Annotated in this window: 18 protein-coding genes; 8 read left to right on the top strand and 10 right to left on the bottom strand. The window is 71.5% G+C overall.

What is annotated here, in order from left to right; genetic code table 11:
* Genes GKS42_RS23255 through GKS42_RS23245 form a run of 3 tightly spaced genes read right to left on the bottom strand, consistent with a single transcriptional unit; the run spans position 1 to position 1348 of the window.
* Entirely contained in the window at positions 1-387 is a 387-nt protein-coding gene (locus tag GKS42_RS23255; RefSeq protein WP_232847818.1) for a fluoride efflux transporter FluC, read from the bottom strand.
* Complete coding sequence (locus tag GKS42_RS23250) at positions 384-821, bottom strand: fluoride efflux transporter FluC (protein ID WP_154795984.1); 438 nt, start codon at positions 819-821, stop codon at positions 384-386. The genes GKS42_RS23255 and GKS42_RS23250 overlap by 4 nt, the downstream gene beginning before the upstream one ends.
* Complete coding sequence (locus GKS42_RS23245) at positions 818-1348, bottom strand: universal stress protein (RefSeq protein ID WP_154795983.1); 531 nt, start codon at positions 1346-1348, stop codon at positions 818-820. The genes GKS42_RS23250 and GKS42_RS23245 overlap by 4 nt, the downstream gene beginning before the upstream one ends.
* A 267-nt stretch (positions 1349-1615) precedes the next feature.
* Between GKS42_RS23245 and GKS42_RS23240 the strand changes: the two genes are divergently transcribed.
* From GKS42_RS23240 to GKS42_RS23215, 6 genes are all read left to right on the top strand, one after another.
* Positions 1616-1843, top strand: coding sequence for a hypothetical protein (locus tag GKS42_RS23240; RefSeq protein ID WP_154795982.1), 228 nt, complete (start codon positions 1616-1618; stop codon positions 1841-1843).
* A 68-nt stretch (positions 1844-1911) separates the two neighbouring features.
* Complete coding sequence (locus tag GKS42_RS23235) at positions 1912-2379, top strand: hypothetical protein (protein WP_154795981.1); 468 nt, start codon at positions 1912-1914, stop codon at positions 2377-2379.
* 62 nt (positions 2380-2441) lie between these two features.
* On the top strand, positions 2442-3266 hold the full coding sequence (locus tag GKS42_RS23230) for an HAD-IIA family hydrolase (protein ID WP_232847817.1): 825 nt from the start codon (positions 2442-2444) through the stop codon (positions 3264-3266).
* Positions 3267-3331: 65 nt separating this feature from the next.
* Positions 3332-3994 (top strand): TetR family transcriptional regulator, encoded by a 663-nt coding sequence (locus tag GKS42_RS23225; protein WP_154795980.1) that lies wholly within the window; start codon positions 3332-3334, stop codon positions 3992-3994.
* A gap of 527 nt (positions 3995-4521) precedes the next feature.
* Positions 4522-6837 (top strand): phosphoribosylformylglycinamidine synthase subunit PurL, encoded by a 2316-nt coding sequence (gene purL / locus GKS42_RS23220; protein WP_232847816.1) that lies wholly within the window; start codon positions 4522-4524, stop codon positions 6835-6837.
* Positions 6838-6938: 101 nt separating this feature from the next.
* Positions 6939-9371, top strand: a complete 2433-nt coding sequence (locus GKS42_RS23215; RefSeq protein ID WP_154795978.1) for a polysaccharide lyase 8 family protein — start codon at positions 6939-6941, stop codon at positions 9369-9371.
* 38 nt (positions 9372-9409) lie between these two features.
* Here GKS42_RS23215 and GKS42_RS23210 read toward each other — a convergent pair whose 3' ends face one another.
* The gene (locus GKS42_RS23210) at positions 9410-9913 is read right to left on the bottom strand and encodes an FBP domain-containing protein (protein WP_154795977.1); all 504 of its coding nucleotides are present in this window, start codon (positions 9911-9913) and stop codon (positions 9410-9412) included.
* Between the two features lie 401 nt (positions 9914-10314).
* Positions 10315-10881 carry a MarR family winged helix-turn-helix transcriptional regulator gene (locus tag GKS42_RS23205; RefSeq protein WP_435529652.1) on the bottom strand — a complete coding sequence of 189 codons (567 nt, stop codon included), beginning with the start codon at positions 10879-10881 and terminating at the stop codon, positions 10315-10317.
* Between the two features lie 139 nt (positions 10882-11020).
* On the opposite strand from GKS42_RS23205, the gene GKS42_RS23200 reads away from it, so the two are divergent.
* Together GKS42_RS23200 and GKS42_RS23195 are read left to right on the top strand one after the other, a co-directional pair.
* A complete protein-coding gene (locus tag GKS42_RS23200) occupies positions 11021-12085 on the top strand; it encodes a polyprenyl synthetase family protein (RefSeq protein ID WP_168217962.1) in 1065 nt (354 codons plus the stop codon).
* 322 nt (positions 12086-12407) lie between these two features.
* Complete coding sequence (locus GKS42_RS23195) at positions 12408-14558, top strand: MMPL family transporter (protein WP_210769248.1); 2151 nt, start codon at positions 12408-12410, stop codon at positions 14556-14558.
* 30 nt (positions 14559-14588) lie between these two features.
* Here the strand turns inward: GKS42_RS23195 and GKS42_RS23190 are convergent, their stop codons facing one another.
* The 5 genes from GKS42_RS23190 to GKS42_RS23170 all read right to left on the bottom strand — a co-directional run bounded on the left by GKS42_RS23190 (position 14589) and on the right by GKS42_RS23170 (position 20043).
* Positions 14589-15065, bottom strand: coding sequence for a hypothetical protein (locus GKS42_RS23190; protein WP_154795974.1), 477 nt, complete (start codon positions 15063-15065; stop codon positions 14589-14591).
* A gap of 67 nt (positions 15066-15132) precedes the next feature.
* Positions 15133-16134, bottom strand: coding sequence for an ATP-grasp domain-containing protein (locus GKS42_RS23185; RefSeq protein WP_154795973.1), 1002 nt, complete (start codon positions 16132-16134; stop codon positions 15133-15135).
* A gap of 50 nt (positions 16135-16184) precedes the next feature.
* Positions 16185-17513 carry an amidohydrolase gene (locus GKS42_RS23180; RefSeq protein WP_154795972.1) on the bottom strand — a complete coding sequence of 443 codons (1329 nt, stop codon included), beginning with the start codon at positions 17511-17513 and terminating at the stop codon, positions 16185-16187.
* Entirely contained in the window at positions 17510-18916 is a 1407-nt protein-coding gene (locus GKS42_RS23175; protein ID WP_154795971.1) for an NtaA/DmoA family FMN-dependent monooxygenase, read from the bottom strand. Before GKS42_RS23175 ends, GKS42_RS23180 begins: the two co-directional genes overlap by 4 nt.
* Complete coding sequence (locus GKS42_RS23170; protein WP_154795970.1) at positions 18913-20043, bottom strand: LLM class flavin-dependent oxidoreductase; 1131 nt, start codon at positions 20041-20043, stop codon at positions 18913-18915. Before GKS42_RS23170 ends, GKS42_RS23175 begins: the two co-directional genes overlap by 4 nt.
* Positions 20044-20072 lie beyond the last annotated feature (29 nt).

Raw genomic sequence — 20072 nt, 5'->3', positions numbered from 1 at the left:
TCATGACCCGAACTGCAACCCCAATACGAGGCCGAGCGCCGCGGCGATCACGGTGACCGCGAGGGTCCCGAAGGCGTTCACGGCACCACGGCGCAGGTCGCCGGAGGCGACCAGGCGGACCGACTCCACCATCGCCGTCGAGAAGGTCGTGTAGCCACCACAGAATCCGGTGGCCGCGATCGTGTACACGTCGGCGGAGATCGCGCCCGCGGTCAGGGCACCGGCGAGCACCCCGATCAGCGCCGACCCCGAGACGTTGATGGTGATCGTGGCGACCGGTAGCAGTCGTGACCACCGGCCGCGGATCATCCCATCCACTGCGAACCGGGTCGCGGCGCCGAGGCCGCCCAGCACGCCGACCAGGACGGCCAGCAGGACCGGGCTCACGGGGCCGCCCCGGAGCCGGGAGGGTGGCGACGATGCAGCGCACCGGCGAGGGCCACCCCGAGCAGGCAGGTCGCGAAACCGAGCACCACGCTGCCCACCCCGTACCCGAGGCCGAGTGCGACCTGACCGTCGGCGAGCAGTTGCTGGACCTCAAGGGCGAGGCTGGAGAACGTGGTGAAGCCCCCGAGCACCCCGGTGCCGAGTCCGAGCCGCACCAGCCGACGAGTGCGGTTCTCGGCACCGCGGCGCACCAGCGCCTCCAGCAGCAGGCCGAGCGCGAACGCGCCGACGAGATTCTCGACGGCGGTCGCGACCGGTACGCCGCCGTCGCGGGGGATGAGGTGGGTCAGGCCGTAGCGAGCAAGGGTGCCGACGGCGCCGCCGAGCGCCACCACCGCGAGGAACCCTGGGTCGGCGTGCAGCGGGCGGCTCAACGGGCCGTCAACTCGCCCTCGTGCTTCGCCGGGAGCACGAGCACCGGGACCGCCTGGGTGTGCGCGAGACGGCCTGCCACGGAGCCGCCGATCATCTCGTTCATCCAGCCGCCGAACCCCGGTCGGCGCGCGCCGACCACGATCATCGCCGCGTCTCGTTCCCGTGCCTCCGCGGTCAGACCTCGGGTGGCCTCGCCGACCCGGTAGGCGAAGCACCAGGGCACGTGCAGCGGGTCGAGAACCTCCGCCAGGCGGGCCACCAGGATCGCGGAGGGTTCCTCGGCGTCGGTGTCATCGTCGACCCTGTCGGGATCCAGTGGGGCGGTCGGGATCGTTCCGTCGATGCCGACGACGCTCTCCGCGGCCGGCACGTGGGTGGGGTCCACCCAGGTGCACACGACCCCGGTGCCCATCCGAGCGGCGACCCGCGCGGCGCGGACCACGAGGTGACGGTCCTGGTCCGGCTCGACGCCCAGCACCAACGGGGCCTCGGGAGCAGGGCCCGGCCATGGTCGTGACGCGCTCATCTGTGTACCTCCCACCGGGCGCCAACTCTACGCGCGCTGGTCCTCCGGGCCGGCCCGCGCGCCGCGATCATCACGCGGGCCGAGGGGCGAACGGACGCAGCTGCGCCTGCGTCGGACCGGTCCTGGTGCCGGCGAACCGAGCCAGGTGCGGTCCGCCGAGGGGTAGTGGCGTCCGTCACAGCCGTCTGGTTGCGGAAACCCCGTCGCAGCGGATGATGGTTTCCCACCGGTCCGACGTGGGCCGGGTGTGGGAGGGAAGTGGTCACGATGGGACGTCATGTGCGCGAGGGCGTCGAGGTGGACGCCACCCCCGAGGCCCAGCCGGTCGAGGAGTCCGCACCGTCGGGTGAGGACGAGGACGCCGCGGCGGCGGACGCCGACGCAGCGGGCTCAGAGGACGCAGCGGACTCAGAGAGCGCCGAGAGCTCGGCCGACGCCGCCGAGGACACGGATGCCGATGGGCAGAACTCCACCGCCGAGGATTCCGAGGCCTGAACCACCGCCGGATACCTTGACTGCTCGGCACGAGGGGCGACAGTGCCCACGACAGTGAGGGGGGTCCGATGGGCAGCGTCGAGCCTGACGGAACATTCGTGGCGTACGCGCCGGGCGTCGAGGGGTGGCAGGGCCGCGTTCTGGACGCCGCCAACCTGGTCCGGCGCCCCTTCGAGGTGCGGGTCGGAGCCACCGGCATCGAGGTGCGCGGCCGCTCGTCCTTCGCCGCGACCTGGGACGAGCTGGAGACCGTGCACCTCATCGGCAACGCGCGCCGTCGGTACCTGGTGCTGCGCCGCACGGACCACCCGCGGCCCGAGCGGCCGACCATCCGCGAGCGGACCCGGGACGCGCTCCTGTGGACCATCACCATGGGGCCGGGCCTGACCCCGCCCGTCATCCCGATGGACATGCTCGACGCGGACATGCTCGACATCCTCGAGGCCATCAAGGACCGCTCCGGCGGCCGGTTCCCGGACCCCGAGCGCACGCCGCTCCGACCCAACGGCGATCGTCGGGACGACCCCAGGTTCTGAGGCGCACGCCGACGCGGGCATGATGGTCCCCGCCACCGACCGCATGCCACCGAGGAGCGCCCGTGCCGAAGGCCGACCGTAACGACCGTCCGATCGAGCACTACGACGCGTACGTCTTCGACATGGACGGCACCATCTACCTCGGCGATGAGCTCCTGCCCGGCGCGAAGGACCTCGTCCAGGGTCTGCGCGAGCGCGGTCTGCCCGTGCGGTTCCTGTCCAACAATCCGACCAAGGATCCGACCGCCTACGCGGAGAAGCTCGAGCGGCTCGGCCTGCCGACCCCGGTCGAGGAGATCGCGAACACGGTCGTCACGACCACCCGGTGGCTACACGCGAACGCACCGGACGCCGTCGTCTTCCCGATCGCCGAGCGGCCGGTCGTGGACGCGCTGCACGCCGCCGGCATCACGACCTCGGCCGACCCGGCCGAGATCGACATCGTGCTGGCCAGCTATGACCGCACGTTCGACTACGCCAAGCTGCAGATCGCCTTCGACGCGATCTGGTTCCACAAGCGGGCCCGGCTGATGGCGACGAACCCGGACCGGTACTGCCCGTTCCCCGGCGGTCGTGGCGAGCCGGACGCCGCCGGCATCGTCGCCGCGATCGAGGCGACCACGGGGGTGACGTGCGAGCGTCACTTCGGCAAGCCCGACCCGGCCATGGTCGAGGTTGCGCTGGCCGGCCTTGACGTCCGTCCCGAGCGGGCGCTGATGGTCGGCGACCGGCTCGCCACGGACATCAAGATGGCGGTCGACGGCGGAATGGCCTCCGCCTTGGTGCTCACCGGAGACTCCACTGCGGCCGAGGCGGCGGCGCTGCCGCCGCAGGAGCACCCCACCTATGTGCTCGACCGGATCGACGCGTTGCTGCCCGGGGCCTGATCCGCGCGGCAGGCGGTCGCGCCGGCGAACCACATCGACGGGCCCGCGTCGCTATCATCGCGTAGATGCGTGAGGTCTTGATCCCGGTGATGGAGCCGTCCCCGGCTCAGGTGCGCCTGATGGAGTCGGCGGAGCGACTCGTCGCCCTGCGCGGCTTCGACGGCGCCAGTTCACGTGCGATCACCCAGGCGGCCGGACACCGCAACCACTCGGCGATCAACTACTACTTCGGATCCCGGGAAGGGCTGATCGACTCCGTCTACCACTGGCGGAGCAGATCGATCAACGCGCACCGAAGCGCCATGGTCGACGAGCTCGTGGCGCACGGCAGGGACGCCGATCCCGAGGCACTCATGCGAGCCTTCGTCGAGCCCTACGCGACGGCACTCGACGCGTTGCGCCCGAGCTTCTGGGCTCGGTACACGGTGGCTTCGCTGGCCAGCCGTCCGTTGATCTTCATGGATGAGGTGCGTCGGGACGTCAAGCGGTTCAATGACATCGAGGTGCCCCTGAACGTCACTCTGAAGCTGTTCGACATGATGCGTGCGGTCGCGTGTGGCGGGCGGGAGCCGGACGCCGGGCTCCGCGTCGCGGTGATCGTGCGCTCCATCAATGCCACCATGGCCGCCTGGGAAGCCGACGTCGAGCGGAGGGAGCTCGACACGGTCCCCCTGGAGCGGCTGGCCGAACAGGCGGTGCGGCTCGGCTCGGTGGCCCTGACGAGTTGACGCTCACGCCGAAGGAGTCGATCCGGCTCAACTGTCGCCGCGGCGCTCGGCCTCCCGGCGGAACATCTCCGTCAGGTCGAGCGGTTGAGTCGGTGGCCCGTCATCGGTGCGGTGCGCCACGGTGTGCGAGCTGCTGCCCGCGCCCATCATGATGTCGGACGGTCCGCCGCCCGGCTGCTGAACCGAGGTCCCTGTGCGTGGACTCCCCACCTCGGTCACCGCCCGCCCGCCGCCCGTCGGGCGTCGCCACGAACCGGAGGACCGGGATCCCCGCCGACGGCGGGCACGGCAGTGCCGCCCCCGCCGCCGCCGCCCGACGCGGTGGCCGCGGCGCCCCTTTCGACGCTGACCTTCCTGCGGGAAACCAAAAACATGTGCATCCGCCCCCCTCTTGGCCGATGTAGGTGACATTAGGAGACATGTCCTAATACTGACAAGGGGTCCGCGAGATCCGGTCGGCGAGGGCGATCGATCCGGGCCGGGTAGATTTGCCTCCAGTTCCCCCTGCGCCTTCCGTGAGGACCACTGTGACCAACGCGCCCAGCGCCGACACCGTCGAGAACGCCGCCGCCACCCCGGACGTCGAACTTCCCTACGCCGAGCTCGGACTGAAGGACGACGAGTACTCGCGGATCCGCGACATCCTCGGCCGGCGCCCCACGGCCGCCGAACTGGCGATGTACTCGGTCATGTGGTCCGAGCACTGCTCGTACAAGTCCTCCAAGCGCCACCTGTCCCAGTTCGGGGACAAGACCACCGAGGAGATGCGCAAGCACCTGCTCGTGGGCATCGGCCAGAACGCCGGCGTCGTGGACATCGGCGACGGCTGGGCCGTGACCTTCAAGGTGGAGTCCCACAACCACCCGAGCTACGTGGAGCCCTACCAGGGCGCGGCCACCGGTGTCGGCGGGATCGTCCGGGACATCATCTCGATGGGCGCCCGCCCGGTCGCGGTGATGGACCAGCTCAGGTTCGGCGCGATCGACCACCCGGACACCCAGCGCGTGGTGCACGGCGTGGTCTCCGGCGTCGGCGGCTACGGCAACAGCCTCGGCCTGCCGAACATCGGCGGCGAGGTCGAGTTCGACGCCTCCTACCAGCGCAACCCGCTCGTCAACGCACTTTGCCTCGGCGTGCTGCGGCACGAGGACATCCACCTCGCGAACGCCGAGGGCGTCGGCAACAAGGTGGTCCTGTTCGGCGCTCGCACCGGCGGCGACGGCATCGGCGGCGCGTCGATCCTCGCCTCGGAGACCTTCGACGCGGACAAGCCCTCCAAGCGCCCGAGCGTGCAGGTGGGGGACCCGTTCATGGAGAAGGTCCTCATCGAGTGCTGTCTCGAGCTCTACGCCGCGCGCGTTGTCGAGGGCATCCAGGACCTCGGCGCCGCGGGGATCTCCTGCGCCACCTCCGAGCTCGCCTCCAACGGGGACGGAGGAATGCACGTCGACCTCGAGAGCGTGCTGCTGCGCGACCCCACACTGACGGCCGGCGAGATCCTGATGAGCGAGTCCCAGGAGCGCATGATGGCCGTGGTGGCCCCGGGCAAGCTCGACGAGTTCCTCGCAATCACCGCGAAGTGGGACGTGGAGACCTCGGTCATCGGCGAGGTCACCGGCACCGGGCGGCTCACGATCGACCACAACGGGCACCGGATCGTGGACGTCGACCCGCGCACCGTCGCCCACGACGGCCCCGTCTACGACCGCCCCTACGCCCGCCCGGCCTGGCAGGACACCCTCAACGCCGACGACGCCGCGAGGTTGCCGCGTCCCACGACACCCGCGGAGCTGCGCTCCCAGCTGCTCGCCCTGATCGCCTCCCCGAATCTCGCGTCCAAGGCGTGGGTCACCGACCAGTACGACCGGTACGTCCAGGGCAACACCGCGCTCGCCCAGCCCGACGACGCCGGCGTGGTCCGGGTCGACGAGGCGAGCGGGCTCGGGGTCGCCCTGAGCACGGACGCGAACGGGCGCTTCACCAAGCTCGACCCGTACACGGGCGCCCAGCAGGCCCTGGCGGAGGCGTACCGGAACGTCGCCACCGTCGGTGCCACCCCGCTCGCGGTCACCGACTGCCTGAACTTCGGCTCGCCCGAGGACCCGGACGCGATGTGGCAGCTGGTGGAGGCCATCACCGGCCTCGCCGACGCCTGCGTGGAGCTCGGGGTGCCGGTCACCGGCGGGAACGTGTCCCTGTACAACTCCACCCTCGCGGGCGAGGTCGGCAAGGGCCACATCGACGCCTCCATCAACCCGACCCCGGTCGTCGGCGTGCTCGGCGTGCTCGAGGACGTCGCCCGGGTCACCCCGTCCGGCTGGTCCGAGCCGGGCCTGCACGTGTACCTGCTCGGCGCCACGCGTACCGAACTCTCCGGGTCGGTCTGGGCCGGTGTCGTGCACCACCACCTCGGCGGCCATCCGCCGGTGGTGGACCTGGACGCCGAGCGTGCCCTCGCGCAGGTGCTGATCGACGCTGCCAGGCAGTCCCTGGCCGCGGCCGCGCACGACCTGTCCGCCGGTGGCCTCGCGCAGGCCCTGACGGACGCGGTGCTGCGTTACGGCGTCGGCGCTCGCGTCTCGTTGGCGGAACTGATGCCCCGGGACGAGATCGATGCCGCCACCGCGTTGTTCTCGGAGTCCGGCGCCCGCGCGCTCGTGGCCGTGGAGGCCGAGAACGCGGCCGCGTTCGAGGCGCTCGCTGCCTCCCACTTCGTGCCGCTGCTTCGGCTGGGCGAGACCCTCGACGGCGGAGCGGGCCTGGTCGTCGACGGTGCATTCGAGCTCGGCCTGGACGAGCTCCGCGAGGTCCACGAGGGCACCCTGCCCCGCGTCTTCGGCTGAATCGCCCGGCCGTGCGCCGGGCAGGGGATTGACAGCGGTGCCCCGCTTGCTGCTTGACTACGCGTGTTAGTGATTTTCAGCGAGTCAACGGAGACCTGAACATGTCTTTCACGCCCTCCCGTCGTCAGTTCCTGCTCGGGGCCTCTGCCGCCGCAGCATTCTTCGCCGGCGGCGGCCTCGCGCTGCCGGCCTCGGCCGCCGATCCGTACGAGGAACTGCTGGCCCGGCGGCGTGAGTTCCTGACCGGTGGAGCGGTGGCGGCCTCGCACGCCGGGCTGGCCGCCAAGCGGGCCGCGATCGATGAGAGTGTCGCCGGGCTGCTCGCCGCCTTCAACCGCGCCCCCGGGCGCACCTACCTGTGGCCGGAGCTCCCGGTGAACGGCGCCGGCAACACTGCCGAGGTGGGCAACATGGGGGTCACCGCCAATCAGCTCACCATGCTCGCGACCGCCTGGGCGTCCGCCGGCAGTCGGCACCACAACGATGCCGGCCTGCTCGCCGACCTCCAGGGCGGGCTCGCGTTCCTGTCCGGCCAGTACCGGGCCGACCGCGCGCGCCCCGGCAACTGGTGGTTCTGGGAGATCGGGCTGCCTCGGCAACTGGCGGACACCCTCACCCTGCTCGGCCCGAACGTGCCGACGGAGACCTTCGACAAGCTGATCGCGGCGGTGCGCTTCCACGCCCCGGACCCGAACGTGCGACGCGGCTCCACCCTCAAGGAGACCGGCGCCAACCGCGTGGACAAGGCACTCTCCTGCATCGTCCGGGGGCTGCTGACCACGTCCGACGCCGACGTCACGCTCGGCCGTGACGCCCTCTCCGACGTGGCCGACGGCGGCCGCAACAGTCTGTTCCGGGTCGTCACCTCGGGCGACGGCTTCTACGCCGACGGCTCCTTCGTTCAGCACGGCTACCTGCCCTACTCCGGCACCTATGGCGGCGTGGCCATCACCGGGGTGGCCGAGGTGCTGGCGATGCTCGCCGGCAGCCAGTGGGCGGTCACGGACCCGAACCTGGCCAACCTGCTGGGCGCGGTGGACACGACCTTCGCACCGTTCCAGTGGGACGTGCGCACCATGGAGAGCACGCGCGGCCGGGCCGTGTCGAGGCAGGGCGAGCACGACTACGACTCCGGCTTCGCGATCGCGTCCGCGATCCTGGTGCTCGCCGATTCCGCCCCGGCCGACCAGCGCGCACGGTACCGGGCGCTGGTGAAGGGGTGGCTGGAGCGCACCACCGACCAGACGGTGGCCGCGAACGACCAGACCCTTGCCGCATCCGCGCGCAGCCTGGCCGTCGTGGAGGACGCGGGCGTGACGGCGGCGCCGCCCCGAGTGGGCATCACCAACACCTACAACCAGGAACGGATCGTTCAGCACCGTGGCGACTGGGCCGCCGTCGTGAACACCTCCTCGAGGCGGATCGGCCGCTACGAGTGGGGTAACAACGAGAACAACCTCGGCTGGTACCAGGGCGACGGTGTGCTGTTCGTCTACCACCGGGAGGACCCGGCCCAGTTCTCTGCCGACTTCTGGCCGACCGTCGACCCGTACGCGCTGCCCGGCATCACGGTCAACGGCGAGACCCGGACCAGTGGGGAGGCGGCCGGCACCGGGATCCCGAGGGCGAACAACCAGTACGCCGGCGGTTTGACCATCGACGGGGAGATCGGCACCACGGCGATGGATCTGACCAACGCCACCGGCACGCTGACGGCGAACAAGTCCTGGTACTTCCTGCCCGACTCCGTCGTGTGCGTGGGATCGAACATCGCCGACACGTCCGGCACGCCGGTGCGCACGATCGCGGAGAACCGGTCGTTCGCCGTCGATGCCCTGCCGCTCGTGCGGATCGACGGCCGGCCCGCCATGCTCACCGATGAGCCGAAGCCGGCGCGGAACGTGCACGTGGAGGGGCACGCCGGGTTCGTGGCGCTGCCTGCACCCGGGCGCGACGAACAGCGGTTCGGGGTCCGCTCACAGCGGCGCACCGGCACCTGGTACGCGATCAACTCCGGTGGCGACACCGCCGGGTCCACGGACGAGGTCACCCGCGACTTCGTCCGGATCGAACACACCCACGGGGCCGGCGGCGGCTGGTACGCCTACGAGGTGCTTCCGCTCGCGTCCGTCGGGGAGACGATGCGGCGGCCACGGGTCAGCGTGCTGCTCGCCGAGGACCGGGCGCATCTCATCGAGGCACTCGACGGCGCCCGGATGGGGCACTTCTTCGCCGCCGGTGCCTGGGCCGGGTACACCGTCAGCGGGCCGTGCGCCGTGGGCCACCGCCAGGTCGCGGCAGGGCCGGGCCGGGCCGGCGCCGCCGAGGTCCGGACCGAACTGGTGATCTCCCAGCCGACCAAGACCGGTGGCACGCTGACCGTGGAGTTCCCCTTCGACGCGCCCGGCTCCGTGGTCGGCGGTGATGACTCGGTGACCGTGGTCAGTGAGTCACCGCTGCGGGTGAGCGTGGACGTGTCGGCGTCGCGCGGCGCCGAACACCGCCTGACGTTCGTCGGACGCCGTCGCGGGTGACCGTGTTCTGATCCGATCGACACAGGGCGGGCCGGCGCTCAGCGGGTGCTGCGAATCTCGCGGACGAACTGCTCGGACCGCTCGCGCAGGCCTGCTATCCGCCGGCGCACGATCAGCTCACGGCCGGCTGCATCGTTCGCCTCCACGGCGGTCGGGGTCCTGCGCACGTTTGCCGAGCAGGCGAACTGCCGGCAGATCAGCGTGCCGATCGTGTTGCCGCGTCGCCCGGAATCGCCACCGCGGCGGGCCACGTAGAGCACCACGTCCCCGGTGTCGATGACGTCCTCGCACCAGGCGCACATGGCCTGCCGCCGAACTCGGCCGGTGCGGGCGTCGCCGGAGCGGAGCAGGATGCCCGTGGGTGCGCCGTCGAGCTCGAGCACGGCGTACGCGGCCAGCGGAGACTTCGGGTCCTGCCAGCCCAGGTAGTCGAGGCCGTCCCAGGCGATCTCGTCGAGATCGGGCAGGACGGCCCTGTTGGCCTCGCCACGGGAGGCGTTGATGAAGGACGTGCGGATCTGTTTCTCGGTCAGGGGATTCATGGGTCGGCTCTTCTCGATCGGGACGATGCCACCGATCGGCGCGACCTGCGACGCGTGGGCGCGCGGTCTGGAACGGCGGAACGGGGCGGGGCATGCGACGTCCGCGTCGGTCCACCGGCTGGTCGGCACACGAACCACCCGCGAGCGGGCTCGCAGGTGTTCCGGATGCGGATCAGATGAGGTCGACGCGAGTCCGGGCCGAGCCTGAGCAGGCCAGGACGGCCACCCCGCTCCCCGCGGTGAGATGCCGCATCTGCTCGCTCCTCGTCCGATCGGCTGGGCTCGCCGGTGCGAACCGCCTCATACAGGGTACGCGTCCGTGGCCAGGCGAATACGCGTGCACCCATCCTTCGCTGCGATTCCCGAGCCCGTCGCAGACTGGGAGCGTGCGGTGGTCACTGTCAGTCGCCGGGTCCGTCGGGGTCGATGACCTCGGTGGCGCTGAGCGACTCGAGGAAGGCGATGACGACGTCGCGATCGGAGGGGCTCAGTTCGGCCGCGACGGTGAAGCGGCGAGCGTGCTGTCGGCCGACGCTCTCGCGCGCATCCTTGCGGGTCGACTCCGTGACCGAGACGGTGAGGGCTCTCCGGTCGGTCGGGTGTGGCGCGCGTCGCACGTGTCCGCCCCTCTCCAGACGGTCGAGCAACTTCGTGGTGGACGCGCTCGAGATGCCGAGGTAGTCGGTGATGGCGCCAGGTGTGACTTGGCGCTTCTGATGGTGAGCCGCGATCAGGTAGCGGAGCGCGCGCATGTCCGTCTCGTTCAGTCGCATGTAGCGGCGTGAGGACTCACTCATCCGTTCTGCTGCTTCATGCCAGTCGCGAAGTGCGTTCATGACCCGGACCACCTGCTCGACATCTGTCTCGCTCAAGCCGGTGCGGTCCACAAGTTCGCCGACTGGATCCCCCACGCGCGGGTCGTGCATGGCTGCCGCGACCTCGTCACGTGCTCTCTTCACGGGCAACATGCTAGCCGACGACGAGATAATCATGCTAAGCTGGAAATAACTAAAGCAAGTATTTAGACAGGAGAGTCATGTTCTCCAGGACCGAGCGGGCTGGCGCGGCACGCTGTCATGACGGTGCGATGTGACCACCTCTGCTTCGGTGACACGCATCGCTGAGGACGATGAGCACACCGTCGCCGCCTACCTCGACCACTACTTCGTGCAGCAGATCGAACGGGCGGCCTCGTACGGGGCGCACTATCGGCGCCTGTGGGAGTCCGCCCGGGATACCGGGGCCGGCGGCAAGCGCCTTCGCCCCAGGTTGCTGCTGCTGGCCCACGGCCACCTCGCGCCGGGTGCGCGCTCCCTCCAACGAGCCGACGCCGTCGAAATGGCGGCAGCGTTCGAACTCCTGCACACCGCATTCCTGATCCACGATGACGTCATCGATCATGACCTGGTCCGGCGCGGTCGCCCGAACGTGCAGAGCCGCGCCGTCATAGCTGCCATCGACCAAGGGGCCGGCCCGGACCGGGCCGCCGACTACGGTCAGGCTGCCGCGATCCTCGCCGGAGACCTCCTGATCAGCGGCGCGCATCTCATTGTTGCCGGACTGGCTGCACGGGCCGGGATCCGGCGCCGCCTCCTCGACCTGATCGACGGATGCGTGTTCCGCACGGTGGCCGGCGAGCATGCGGATGTGTGGGCCGCCATGAGTGGCAGGACCGGCGAGACGGACGCGCTCGCCGTCATCGAGACCAAGACGGTCTCCTACTCGTTCGGGGCCCCGCTGCAGGCGGGCGCGCTGCTCGCCGGTGCGGCCACGGCCGTGCTCGACGGTCTCGGCCGGGTCGGCGGGCACCTCGGCGTCGCGTTCCAGCTTCGCGATGACGTGCTCGGGGTGTTCGGTAGCGAGGAGGCCACCGGCAAGAGCGCGATCGGTGACCTACGCGAGGGGAAGGCGACCACGCTGATCGCGTACGCCCGCCGGGACCCGGACTGGGCCGCAGCCGCCGAGGCGTTCGGCCGCCGTGACCTGGACGAGGCTCAGGCGGAGCGGATCCGCGAAGCGATCCGTGGCTGTGGTGCGTTGGACGCCGTGGAGCAGCTGATCGCGAAGGAGGTCGCCACCGCACAGTCGCTGCTCGCCGCCCTCGACGTGCCGGACGGACTCCGGCAGGCCCTCGCCACGACTGCCCGCACGGTCGGCCGGAGGACCCGATGAGTCACCCGCGGACGCACTTCGTCAGCCTGCCGTGTACGGCTTCGTCTCCGCCGGGGCCACGTTCAGCTCCACCGCGGTGACCGTGCTGTCCGCGGGGCTTGGGGAATCGTCTCCCACGCCTTCGGCGCCGTGCAGGCCGTGCTGCCCTACGCTCGCCTCCGTGACCGTGACCGTGACCGTGACCGCGGTGGCTGGACGAAGATCCTTCTGATCAACTACGTCGTGGGCTTCCTCATCGATCTGGCGCGCCCTGACGACCTGACTCCGATCCACAGCGTCCGCCACACCATGCTCAAGGAGACCGATGTCGAGGACCTCGACGATGCACGAACCGCCAGCGACCGCGCAACCCTCACGGTGGCTGAGGATCCTGATCCCGCTGCTCCTGGTCGGCGCGTGGCTGGCCGCGGCGGCGATCGGCGGACCGTACTTCGGCCGGGTCGACGAGGTCTCGACCAACGATCAGACCTCCTTCCTGCCGGCGAGCGCCGACGCGACCGAGGTGCAGGCGCTCCTCTCCGAGTTCGCCGGGAGTGATGCCATCCCAGCGTTCGTCGTGTACACCTCCGAGACGGAGCTCACCGAGGACCAGCTCGCCCAGATCCAGGAGTCGACGGCGGCCCTCACCGACGTCTCCGGCGTCACCGACGGGATCTCGCCTCCGGTGCCGTCGACCGACGGACTGGCCGCGCAGGTGTTCCTGACCCTCGATCCCGACGCGGACATCCCGGTGGCCGTCGACGAGGTGCGGGCCGAGCTTCGGGCGAACCCACCCGACGGCGTGCAGGTGCACGTCACCGGGCCGGCCGGGTTCACCGCGGACCTGGTCGACGCCTTCGGGGGCATCGACGGGATCCTGCTCATGGTTGCCCTCGGGGCCGTGTTCGTGATCCTCGTGATCGTCTACCGGTCCCCGTTCCTGCCACTGGTGGTGCTGACCACGAGCCTGAGCGCGCTGTGCGCCGCGCTGCTGACCGTCTGGTGGCTCGCCAAGGCCGGGATCGTGCTGCTCAGCGGTCAGACCCAGGGCATCCTGTTCATCCTCGTCATCGGCGCGGCCACCGACTACGCACTGCTGTACGTGGCCCGGTACCGGGACGCGCTACGCGGCAGCCCGACCGCGTGGGGCGCCACGAAGGCGGCGCTGCGCGGTTCCTTCGAGCCGATCCTCGCCTCGGGCGGCACGGTGATCGCCGCCCTGCTGTGCCTGCTGCTGTCCGACCTGAACTCCAACAGGTCGCTCGGCCCGGTCGCCGCGATCGGGATCGCCTTCGCGCTGCTGGCCGCACTCACGCTGCTGCCGGCGCTGATGCTGCTGACCGGCCGCGGCGTGTTCTGGCCGCGGCGGCCGGCGTATGACCCGACCATCGGCGACGAGGACGAGGTCCCCACGACGGGCCTGTGGGCCCGCCTCAGCAGCGCCATCGCACGGCGACCGAACCAGATCTGGATCGGCACCGCCGTCGTGCTGCTCATCGCCTGCGCGTTCGTGCCCCAGCTCAAGGCGTCGGGCGTGGCGAGCAGCGACTTCGTGCTCACGGCCTCGGACGCCCGCGACGGGCAGCAGGCACTGGGCGAGCACTTCCCCGGTGGGTCGGGCAGCCCCGCGCTCGTGGTCGCCGACGCCGACGAGCTCGAGTCGGTCGCGACCACGATCCTGGAGAACCCGGGCGTCGCCTCGCTCGCCGCGGTCAGCGCGGACTCGCCCAGCGGCACCGCGCAGGTGAGCGCCGACGGCGTGCAGCCGCTCGCGGACGGCATGCCCGCCCCCGCCCTCACCGAGGTGGACGGCCGCGTGATGCTGCAGGCGACCCTCACGGACCCGCCGGACTCCGACGCGGCCGAGGACACCGTCCGCGAGCTACGGGCGAGCCTCGGCGACGACATCCTGATCGGGGGCGTCACCGCCACCGCCGTGGACTCCAACGACGCCTCCACCCGGGATCGCACCCTCCTGATCCCGCTCATCCTCGCCGTCATCGCCCTGATCCTGATGGTGCTGCTGCGAGCGATCCTCGCCCCGGTGCTGCTGGTCGCCACCGTCGTGCTGTCCTTCGGCGCGACGATGGGGGTCTCGGCGCTGGTGTTCAACCACGCCTTCGACTTTCCGGGGGCGGACCCGGCCGTGCCCCTCTTCGGATTCGTGTTCCTGGTGGCGCTCGGGATCGACTACAACATCTTCCTGATGAGCCGGGTCCGGGAGGAGTCGCTCGTGCACGGCACCCGGACCGGCATCCTGCGGGGGCTGTCCCTGACCGGGGGCGTGATCACGTCCGCAGGCGTGGTGCTCGCCGCCACGTTCGCTGCCCTGGCGGTCATCCCGATCCTGTTCCTCGCCCAGCTCGCCTTCATCGTGGCGTTCGGCGTGCTGCTGGACACGCTCGTGGTGCGCTCGCTGCTCGTCCCGGCGTTGTCCTACTCGATCGGCCGCACGATCTGGTGGCCGTCCAAGCTGGCTCGCAGCGAGCGCTGAGGCGGGCCGGCTGAGCGGGCCCTCGGGTCTTCAGGCGACGCCGAGCCGTATACGTACCGTCTCGAGTGCAGCCGCGGTGTCATCGTGCGCCAGGACCGTGAGCCACAGAACGCTCTCCAAGTGCGCGCGGTCGCGCGCCGGGTCGGCCAGGTAGGCGGCCCAGTTCTCGATCGCCTCGAGCAGGTCGTTCGGGGTCGAGGTCGCATCAGCGCCCGCGTCGATCGCCTCGGCGAGCCGTTGCACCGCCTGGCCATCCATGGCGTCGTCGAGCGTCGCCCTCAAGTCGGGCAGCGCGGTCCGCGCGTGCACGTCCAGGGCGCCCGTCAGTGAGCGTCCGGCGGCGCCCGAGAGGGCGTCGTCCAGCGCCTGCTTGGTCGCCGCCTCCACCCGGCCCGGGTCGGCAGCGCCGACGGCGTCGCGCACGTCGTCAATGACCTGTTGCCGTCCCTCCCGCGACCGTTGCGTCGCGGCCTTCTCGCGTCGGCGCGCCCGCCAACCTTCGAACATCCTGCGGCTCCTTCGTCTCACCCGCCCCAGCGTACGAGTGTGGGTCCTCGCCGGTGGTCGCGCCGGCTCACCCGGCGCACAATGCCTCGACGTCCGATCCTGTCGAGCGCTCCAACTCCAGCAGAGCGCCGAGGTACCGAGCGATCTGACCGGGTCCGCTGCGCGGGGCAACCGCCTCGATCTCGGCGTTGTAGTTGGTGTTCGTGTTCACGTCGTAGGTCAGCACCCGACCGTCCGCGGACTCGAGGAACTCGATCCCCGCGATCTCGATGCCGTGCCGCGCGGTGAACGCGAGGTAGGACTCGACGAGTGCCGGGTCGACGTGCTCCCGCAGTGAGAAGAGCGACTGGCCGGGCACGGGGGCGAGGGTGGCCCCCGGCGGGAGGATCGGGCGGCCGGTCTCCGGGTCGAGGGCGCACGCGTCCGCCGGGCAGAGCTGGAACCCGCCGTGCACCGTGTCCGCGCGGATCGCGTACACGAACTCTCCGCCGACGATCTCCACCCGGGTGATCGAGCCGTCCGCCGGGGCGACATACTCCTGCAGGAGGGTGACGCCGTCGACCGGCTCCTCGTAGACGCCCGAGGCGAGGTCGGCGGCCAGGTCCGCGACCGCGTCGTAACGGCGTACCCCCAGCCCCTTGCCGCCCTGGTTGTGCTTGGTGACGAACGGCGTCGGGAAGCCGGTGGCCGCGGCGAGCAGGTTGTCTGTGCCGATGACCACCCGGGTGAGCGGGGTGTCGATCCCGGCGGCCCGCAGGGACGCGAGCTGGACCACCTTGGACACCTCGAACTCGAGCACGCCCCGGCCGTTCACGACCCGCCGCCCGGCGGCCTCGGCCCACGCCAGCACGGCCCGGGTGTGCTCCTTGGAGTGCCCATGATCGCGGGTGTGTGCGGAGGCGCTGAACCGGGACCAGTACACCCCGGGCGGCGGCACCTCGCCGAGGTCGAGGGCGCCTCCGGTGAGGAGCCACTCCCGGTACGGCACGCCGTCGGCCTCGAAGGCGGCGGCGAACGGCGCGAACCAGTCCGGGTTCTCGTGGATGACGTGCACGACGGGTTCGGTCATGGCGGGTGCTCCTGCTCGGTGGGGTCGGTGGGGGTATCGGTCGCAGTGGGTCAGTCGAAGTAGCCCGGCACGTCGAGCTCGCCGCCGGCGGCCTCGAAGTCGGCACGGACGGCGGCGCGCAGGTCGGCGTCGTGGAGCCAGTCGAGGGCCGTCAGGGCGAGGCCGTCCGCGCCGTCGAGGGCGGCGGCGTCACCGGCCGGGGAGCCGGCCGCGGTCGCGAACTCGCGGGTGTGCAGCGCGACGTCGGGATCGGAGACCGCGATCATCGGGTGGATCGACGGGATCCGGACGCTCACGTTCCCGAAGTCGGTGGACGCGGCCAGCTCCTCGGGGACCACCCCACCGGCGAGCACGGTTCGGCCGCGAGCCGCCTGGTGCCCGGCCCACCGTGCCGCGAGCGGCGAGTTGGTACGCAACGGCAGGGTGAACGGCTTCGGGTCCCACGTCAGTTCGGCGACCGTGCCCGTCGCCCGGGCGATGCCGTTGGCGATGTCCTCGAGCCGTGCGGAGAGGTCCCTGAGGGTGGCGGCCTGCGCGGACCGCACGTAGTACTCCACGACCGCCGTCTCCGGCACGATCGAGGGCCTGGTACCGCCCTCCCGGATCACTCCGTGCACCCGGTCGCTCGGCGGCAGGTGCTGACGCAGCAGTCCGACGGCCTGGTAGTTCAGGGCCACCGCGTCCAGGGCGTTGCGGCCCATGTAGGGCTGCGCCGAGGCGTGCGCCGCGACGCCGCGGTAGCGGACCACGAGCTGACGGCGGCCCAGGAACGGCTGGTCCACCACGTCGTAGCCGAACGGGTGCACCATGATCGCTGCGTCCACGCCGTCGAAGAAGCCCTCCCGGGCGAGCAGCTCCTTGCCGCTGTTGCCCTCCTCCGCCGGGGTGCCGAGCAGCAACACACGGCCCGGCAGGTCCTCGCCGGCCAGGCTGAGGAAGGCGCCGGTCGCGGCGGCGGCGATCAGGTGGTGCCCGCAGGCGTGACCGATCTCCGGCAGGGCGTCGTACTCGGCGAGGATCGCGATGGTCGGGCCGTCGTCCGGCCCGAGCGAGGCCCGCAACGACGTCGCCAGACCATGGGTGCCCACCTCGGGCGTCACGCCGTGGGCGCGCAGCGTGGCGGCGATCGCCTCGACGCTGCGGACCTCCTCGAACGCCTCCTCGGCGTAGCCGAAGACGGCGTGGGCCAGGTCGAGCACGGCGCCGGAGCGCTGCGTCAGGCGAGCCCGGACGCTCTCGACGGCGGAGCTCGGGGCACCCGGGTGCGGCGAGGCGAGCGGAACGAACGCCTCGGTACGACGCCGGGTGGTCTCGGCGAGCGCATCGAGGTACGCGCGGCTCGGCGGGGGCACCTGGCTCGGTGCGGTGACGGCGCTCATCCGGCGATCTGCTCCGCGTCGACGATGTCGCCGGCCGCCTCGCGGTGGCTCAGCGGCGCGCGCAGCCCGAGGTGACCACGCAGGGTCGTCGAGGTGTAGGCCGTGCGGTAGGCGCCACGCTCCTGCAGCGCCGGCACGAGCGTCTCCACGATGTCATCGAGGCCGTCCGGCACGATCCACGGCGAGATGTTGAAGCCGTCGACGGCGCCGGTGCGGACGAACTCGACGAGCCGGTCGGCGACCTTGCCGGGCGTCCCCACGAAACCGCGGCGCGCCTCCTGCGCGATCACGAGCTCCCGGATGGACAGGTTCTCGGCCTCGGCCCGGGCGCGCCATTGTTCGGCGAGCTTGCGGCGGCCGCCCTCCTTCAGGCCGGCTCCACGGGTGCCGTCGAACTCGACCGCCGTGGCCTCGAGGTCCGGCAGTGGGCCGTCGGGATCGAGGTGGGACAGGTCCTGGCCCCAGATGTAGCCGAGCAGGGAGAGTGCGGTGGCCCCGGTGACCTGGGCGCGCTTGAGCCAGGCGTACTTCTCCTCGGCCTCGGCGTCGGTGTCCCCGAGCACGAAGAACGTGCCGGGCAGGATCAGGAGGTCGTCCGCGGGCCGCCCGGCAGCGCGGACCCGGGTGCGGACGTCGGCCGCGAACGCGAGCGCGTCGTCGAGGTCGGACCCGTGCGCGGAGAAGATCACATCGGCGTTGCGCGCGGCGAAGTCCCGCCCGGCGGGTGAGTCACCGGCCTGGAACAGGACCGGGTGCACCTGCGGGCTGCGCGGCACGGTGGGGCGCACCTGGATCCGGACGCTGGCACCGTCGCGGACCACCGTCTCGATGGCATCCGGCGCCGCCCAGTGCTCGGCATCGGTGTCCGGCGCGATCGCGTCGTCGTCCCAGGAGTCCCAGATGGCCTGCGCGGCCCGGACGAACTCCTCGGCACGCACGTACCGGTCGGCATGGTCGAGGTAGCCGCCGCGGCGGAAGTTCTCCCCGGTCCAGGCGTTGTCCGTGGTGACCACGTTCCAGGCGGCGCGACCGCCGCTGAGCACGTCGAGGCCGGCCAGGCGCCGGGCCAGGTCGGCGGGGTCGTTGTAGGTCGTGTTCTGGGTCGCCACCAGACCCAGATGGGTGGTGACCGAGGCGAGTGCCGCGAGCTGGGTGAGGGCGTCCGGACGGCCCACCACGTCGAGGTCGTGCACGCGGCCGTGCGACTCGCGCAGCCGCAGCCCTTCGCCGAGGAAGAACGCATCGAAGAGGCCGCGCTCGGCCACCTGGGCGACCCGCAGGAAGCTGTCCGGGTCGATCTGCGAACCGGACTCGGCATCGGACCAGACCGTGTGATGGTTGACGCCCTGGAAGAACACCCCGAAGTGGACCTGCGCGTCGGGTCGGGTGATCGGGTGGCTCATGCGGACAACTCCTGTGCAGTTTCTTGCCGGGTGGGGGCTGGGGTCTGGGGCCGGGTGGTGAACCGGTTGGCCGGGCGGTCCAGGCCGAGGGTGTCGCGCAGCGTGGCTGCGGGTCGCGGGCCGCGCAGCAGCCCCGAGGCCCGTAGGGCCGGCAGTACGTGCCGGGACAGCTGGGGGAGGTCCTCGTCGATCACGGTCGGCAGGATCCGGACGCCACCCGTCGGGCCGACGGCGTGGGCGAGGTCCTCCAGCAGCAGCACCAGGCCCTGCGCTGAGCCGACGAAGTGCGGCCGGTCGGTCCCGGCCGGATCGGCGCCGAGAGCGTCCAGGCGCTGGGTGCCGGTGGTGTCCTCGGTGTCGAGGGTGACCTGGAGGTCGAGCAGGGACCGGGGCGTGCCGGCCGTGGCGGCCGCCCTGACGCCGTCGGCCGTGGTGGCGGCCCGGATCAGCGTCACGTCCACGTCGTGCGCCGGCACCAGGCCGAGGGGTGCGATCACGACGAGCTGGCCCTGCGGTGGCCGTGGCGTGATCAACGGACCCTTGACGGAGAACGTGGGGGTCCGGGCGTCGACGTACCGGACCCGGTCGGAGTCGATGTAGCGGCCCGTGGTGGAGTCCCTGATGACCGCGTCGTCGTCCCAGGAGTCCCAGAGATCACGCACCGTGGTGACCACGGCCCGGACCTCGGCCGCGCGCTCCTCGGCGCCGGTGGGCACCGTCCGGTCGAGCGCCCGGTCCAGCCCGGGCAGCGCGTCATCGCCGACGAGCCAGGCGCCGCGACCGCGGCTGACGTGGTCGAGGGAAGCCAACTGGGCGGCCAGGTGGAACGGCTCGACGGCCCGCGGATGCACCCGTGGGGCCAGGCCGAGCCGGGTGGTCCGGCCCGACGCGAACGCGGCCCGGGTGACGGCGTCGATCCGGCCGGCCACGCTGCCGTCCACCGGGAGCAGGGAGTCGTCGATGGTGACGAGCGCGAACCCGGCGTTCTCGGCGCCGCGCACGACGTGAAGGAGTCGCGCCGCACTGAGCAGTTCGCCCGGCGCGTGGTGGGCCCGGCGCCACGCGTTCGGGTGGACCCCGTCGGCGTCCACCTCGAGCGCGAGGGTGAACGTGGGTGCATCGGTCATCGGTCGAGAACCTTCCGGCTGGCGGAGCG

The organism is Occultella kanbiaonis, from assembly GCF_009708215.1.
GTDB classification, from domain to species: Bacteria; Actinomycetota; Actinomycetes; order Actinomycetales; family Beutenbergiaceae; genus Occultella; species Occultella kanbiaonis.
The sequence above is the reverse complement of the archived record's forward strand: the minus strand, read 5'-3'. Positions and strand labels throughout refer to the sequence as shown.

Coding starts and splice junctions, on each gene's coding strand:
- GKS42_RS23245 (WP_154795983.1), bottom strand. CDS start 1,348: ATGAGCGCGTCACGACCATGGCCGGGCCCTGCTCCCGAGGCCCCGTTG.
- GKS42_RS23240 (WP_154795982.1), top strand. CDS start 1,616: ATGGGACGTCATGTGCGCGAGGGCGTCGAGGTGGACGCCACCCCCGAG.
- GKS42_RS23235 (WP_154795981.1), top strand. CDS start 1,912: ATGGGCAGCGTCGAGCCTGACGGAACATTCGTGGCGTACGCGCCGGGC.
- GKS42_RS23225 (WP_154795980.1), top strand. CDS start 3,332: ATGCGTGAGGTCTTGATCCCGGTGATGGAGCCGTCCCCGGCTCAGGTG.
- GKS42_RS23215 (WP_154795978.1), top strand. CDS start 6,939: ATGTCTTTCACGCCCTCCCGTCGTCAGTTCCTGCTCGGGGCCTCTGCC.
- GKS42_RS23210 (WP_154795977.1), bottom strand. CDS start 9,913: ATGAATCCCCTGACCGAGAAACAGATCCGCACGTCCTTCATCAACGCC.
- GKS42_RS23205 (WP_435529652.1), bottom strand. CDS start 10,881: ATGTTGCCCGTGAAGAGAGCACGTGACGAGGTCGCGGCAGCCATGCAC.
- GKS42_RS23195 (WP_210769248.1), top strand. CDS start 12,408: ATGCACGAACCGCCAGCGACCGCGCAACCCTCACGGTGGCTGAGGATC.
- GKS42_RS23190 (WP_154795974.1), bottom strand. CDS start 15,065: ATGTTCGAAGGTTGGCGGGCGCGCCGACGCGAGAAGGCCGCGACGCAA.
- GKS42_RS23185 (WP_154795973.1), bottom strand. CDS start 16,134: ATGACCGAACCCGTCGTGCACGTCATCCACGAGAACCCGGACTGGTTC.
- GKS42_RS23180 (WP_154795972.1), bottom strand. CDS start 17,513: ATGAGCGCCGTCACCGCACCGAGCCAGGTGCCCCCGCCGAGCCGCGCG.
- GKS42_RS23175 (WP_154795971.1), bottom strand. CDS start 18,916: ATGAGCCACCCGATCACCCGACCCGACGCGCAGGTCCACTTCGGGGTG.
- GKS42_RS23170 (WP_154795970.1), bottom strand. CDS start 20,043: ATGACCGATGCACCCACGTTCACCCTCGCGCTCGAGGTGGACGCCGAC.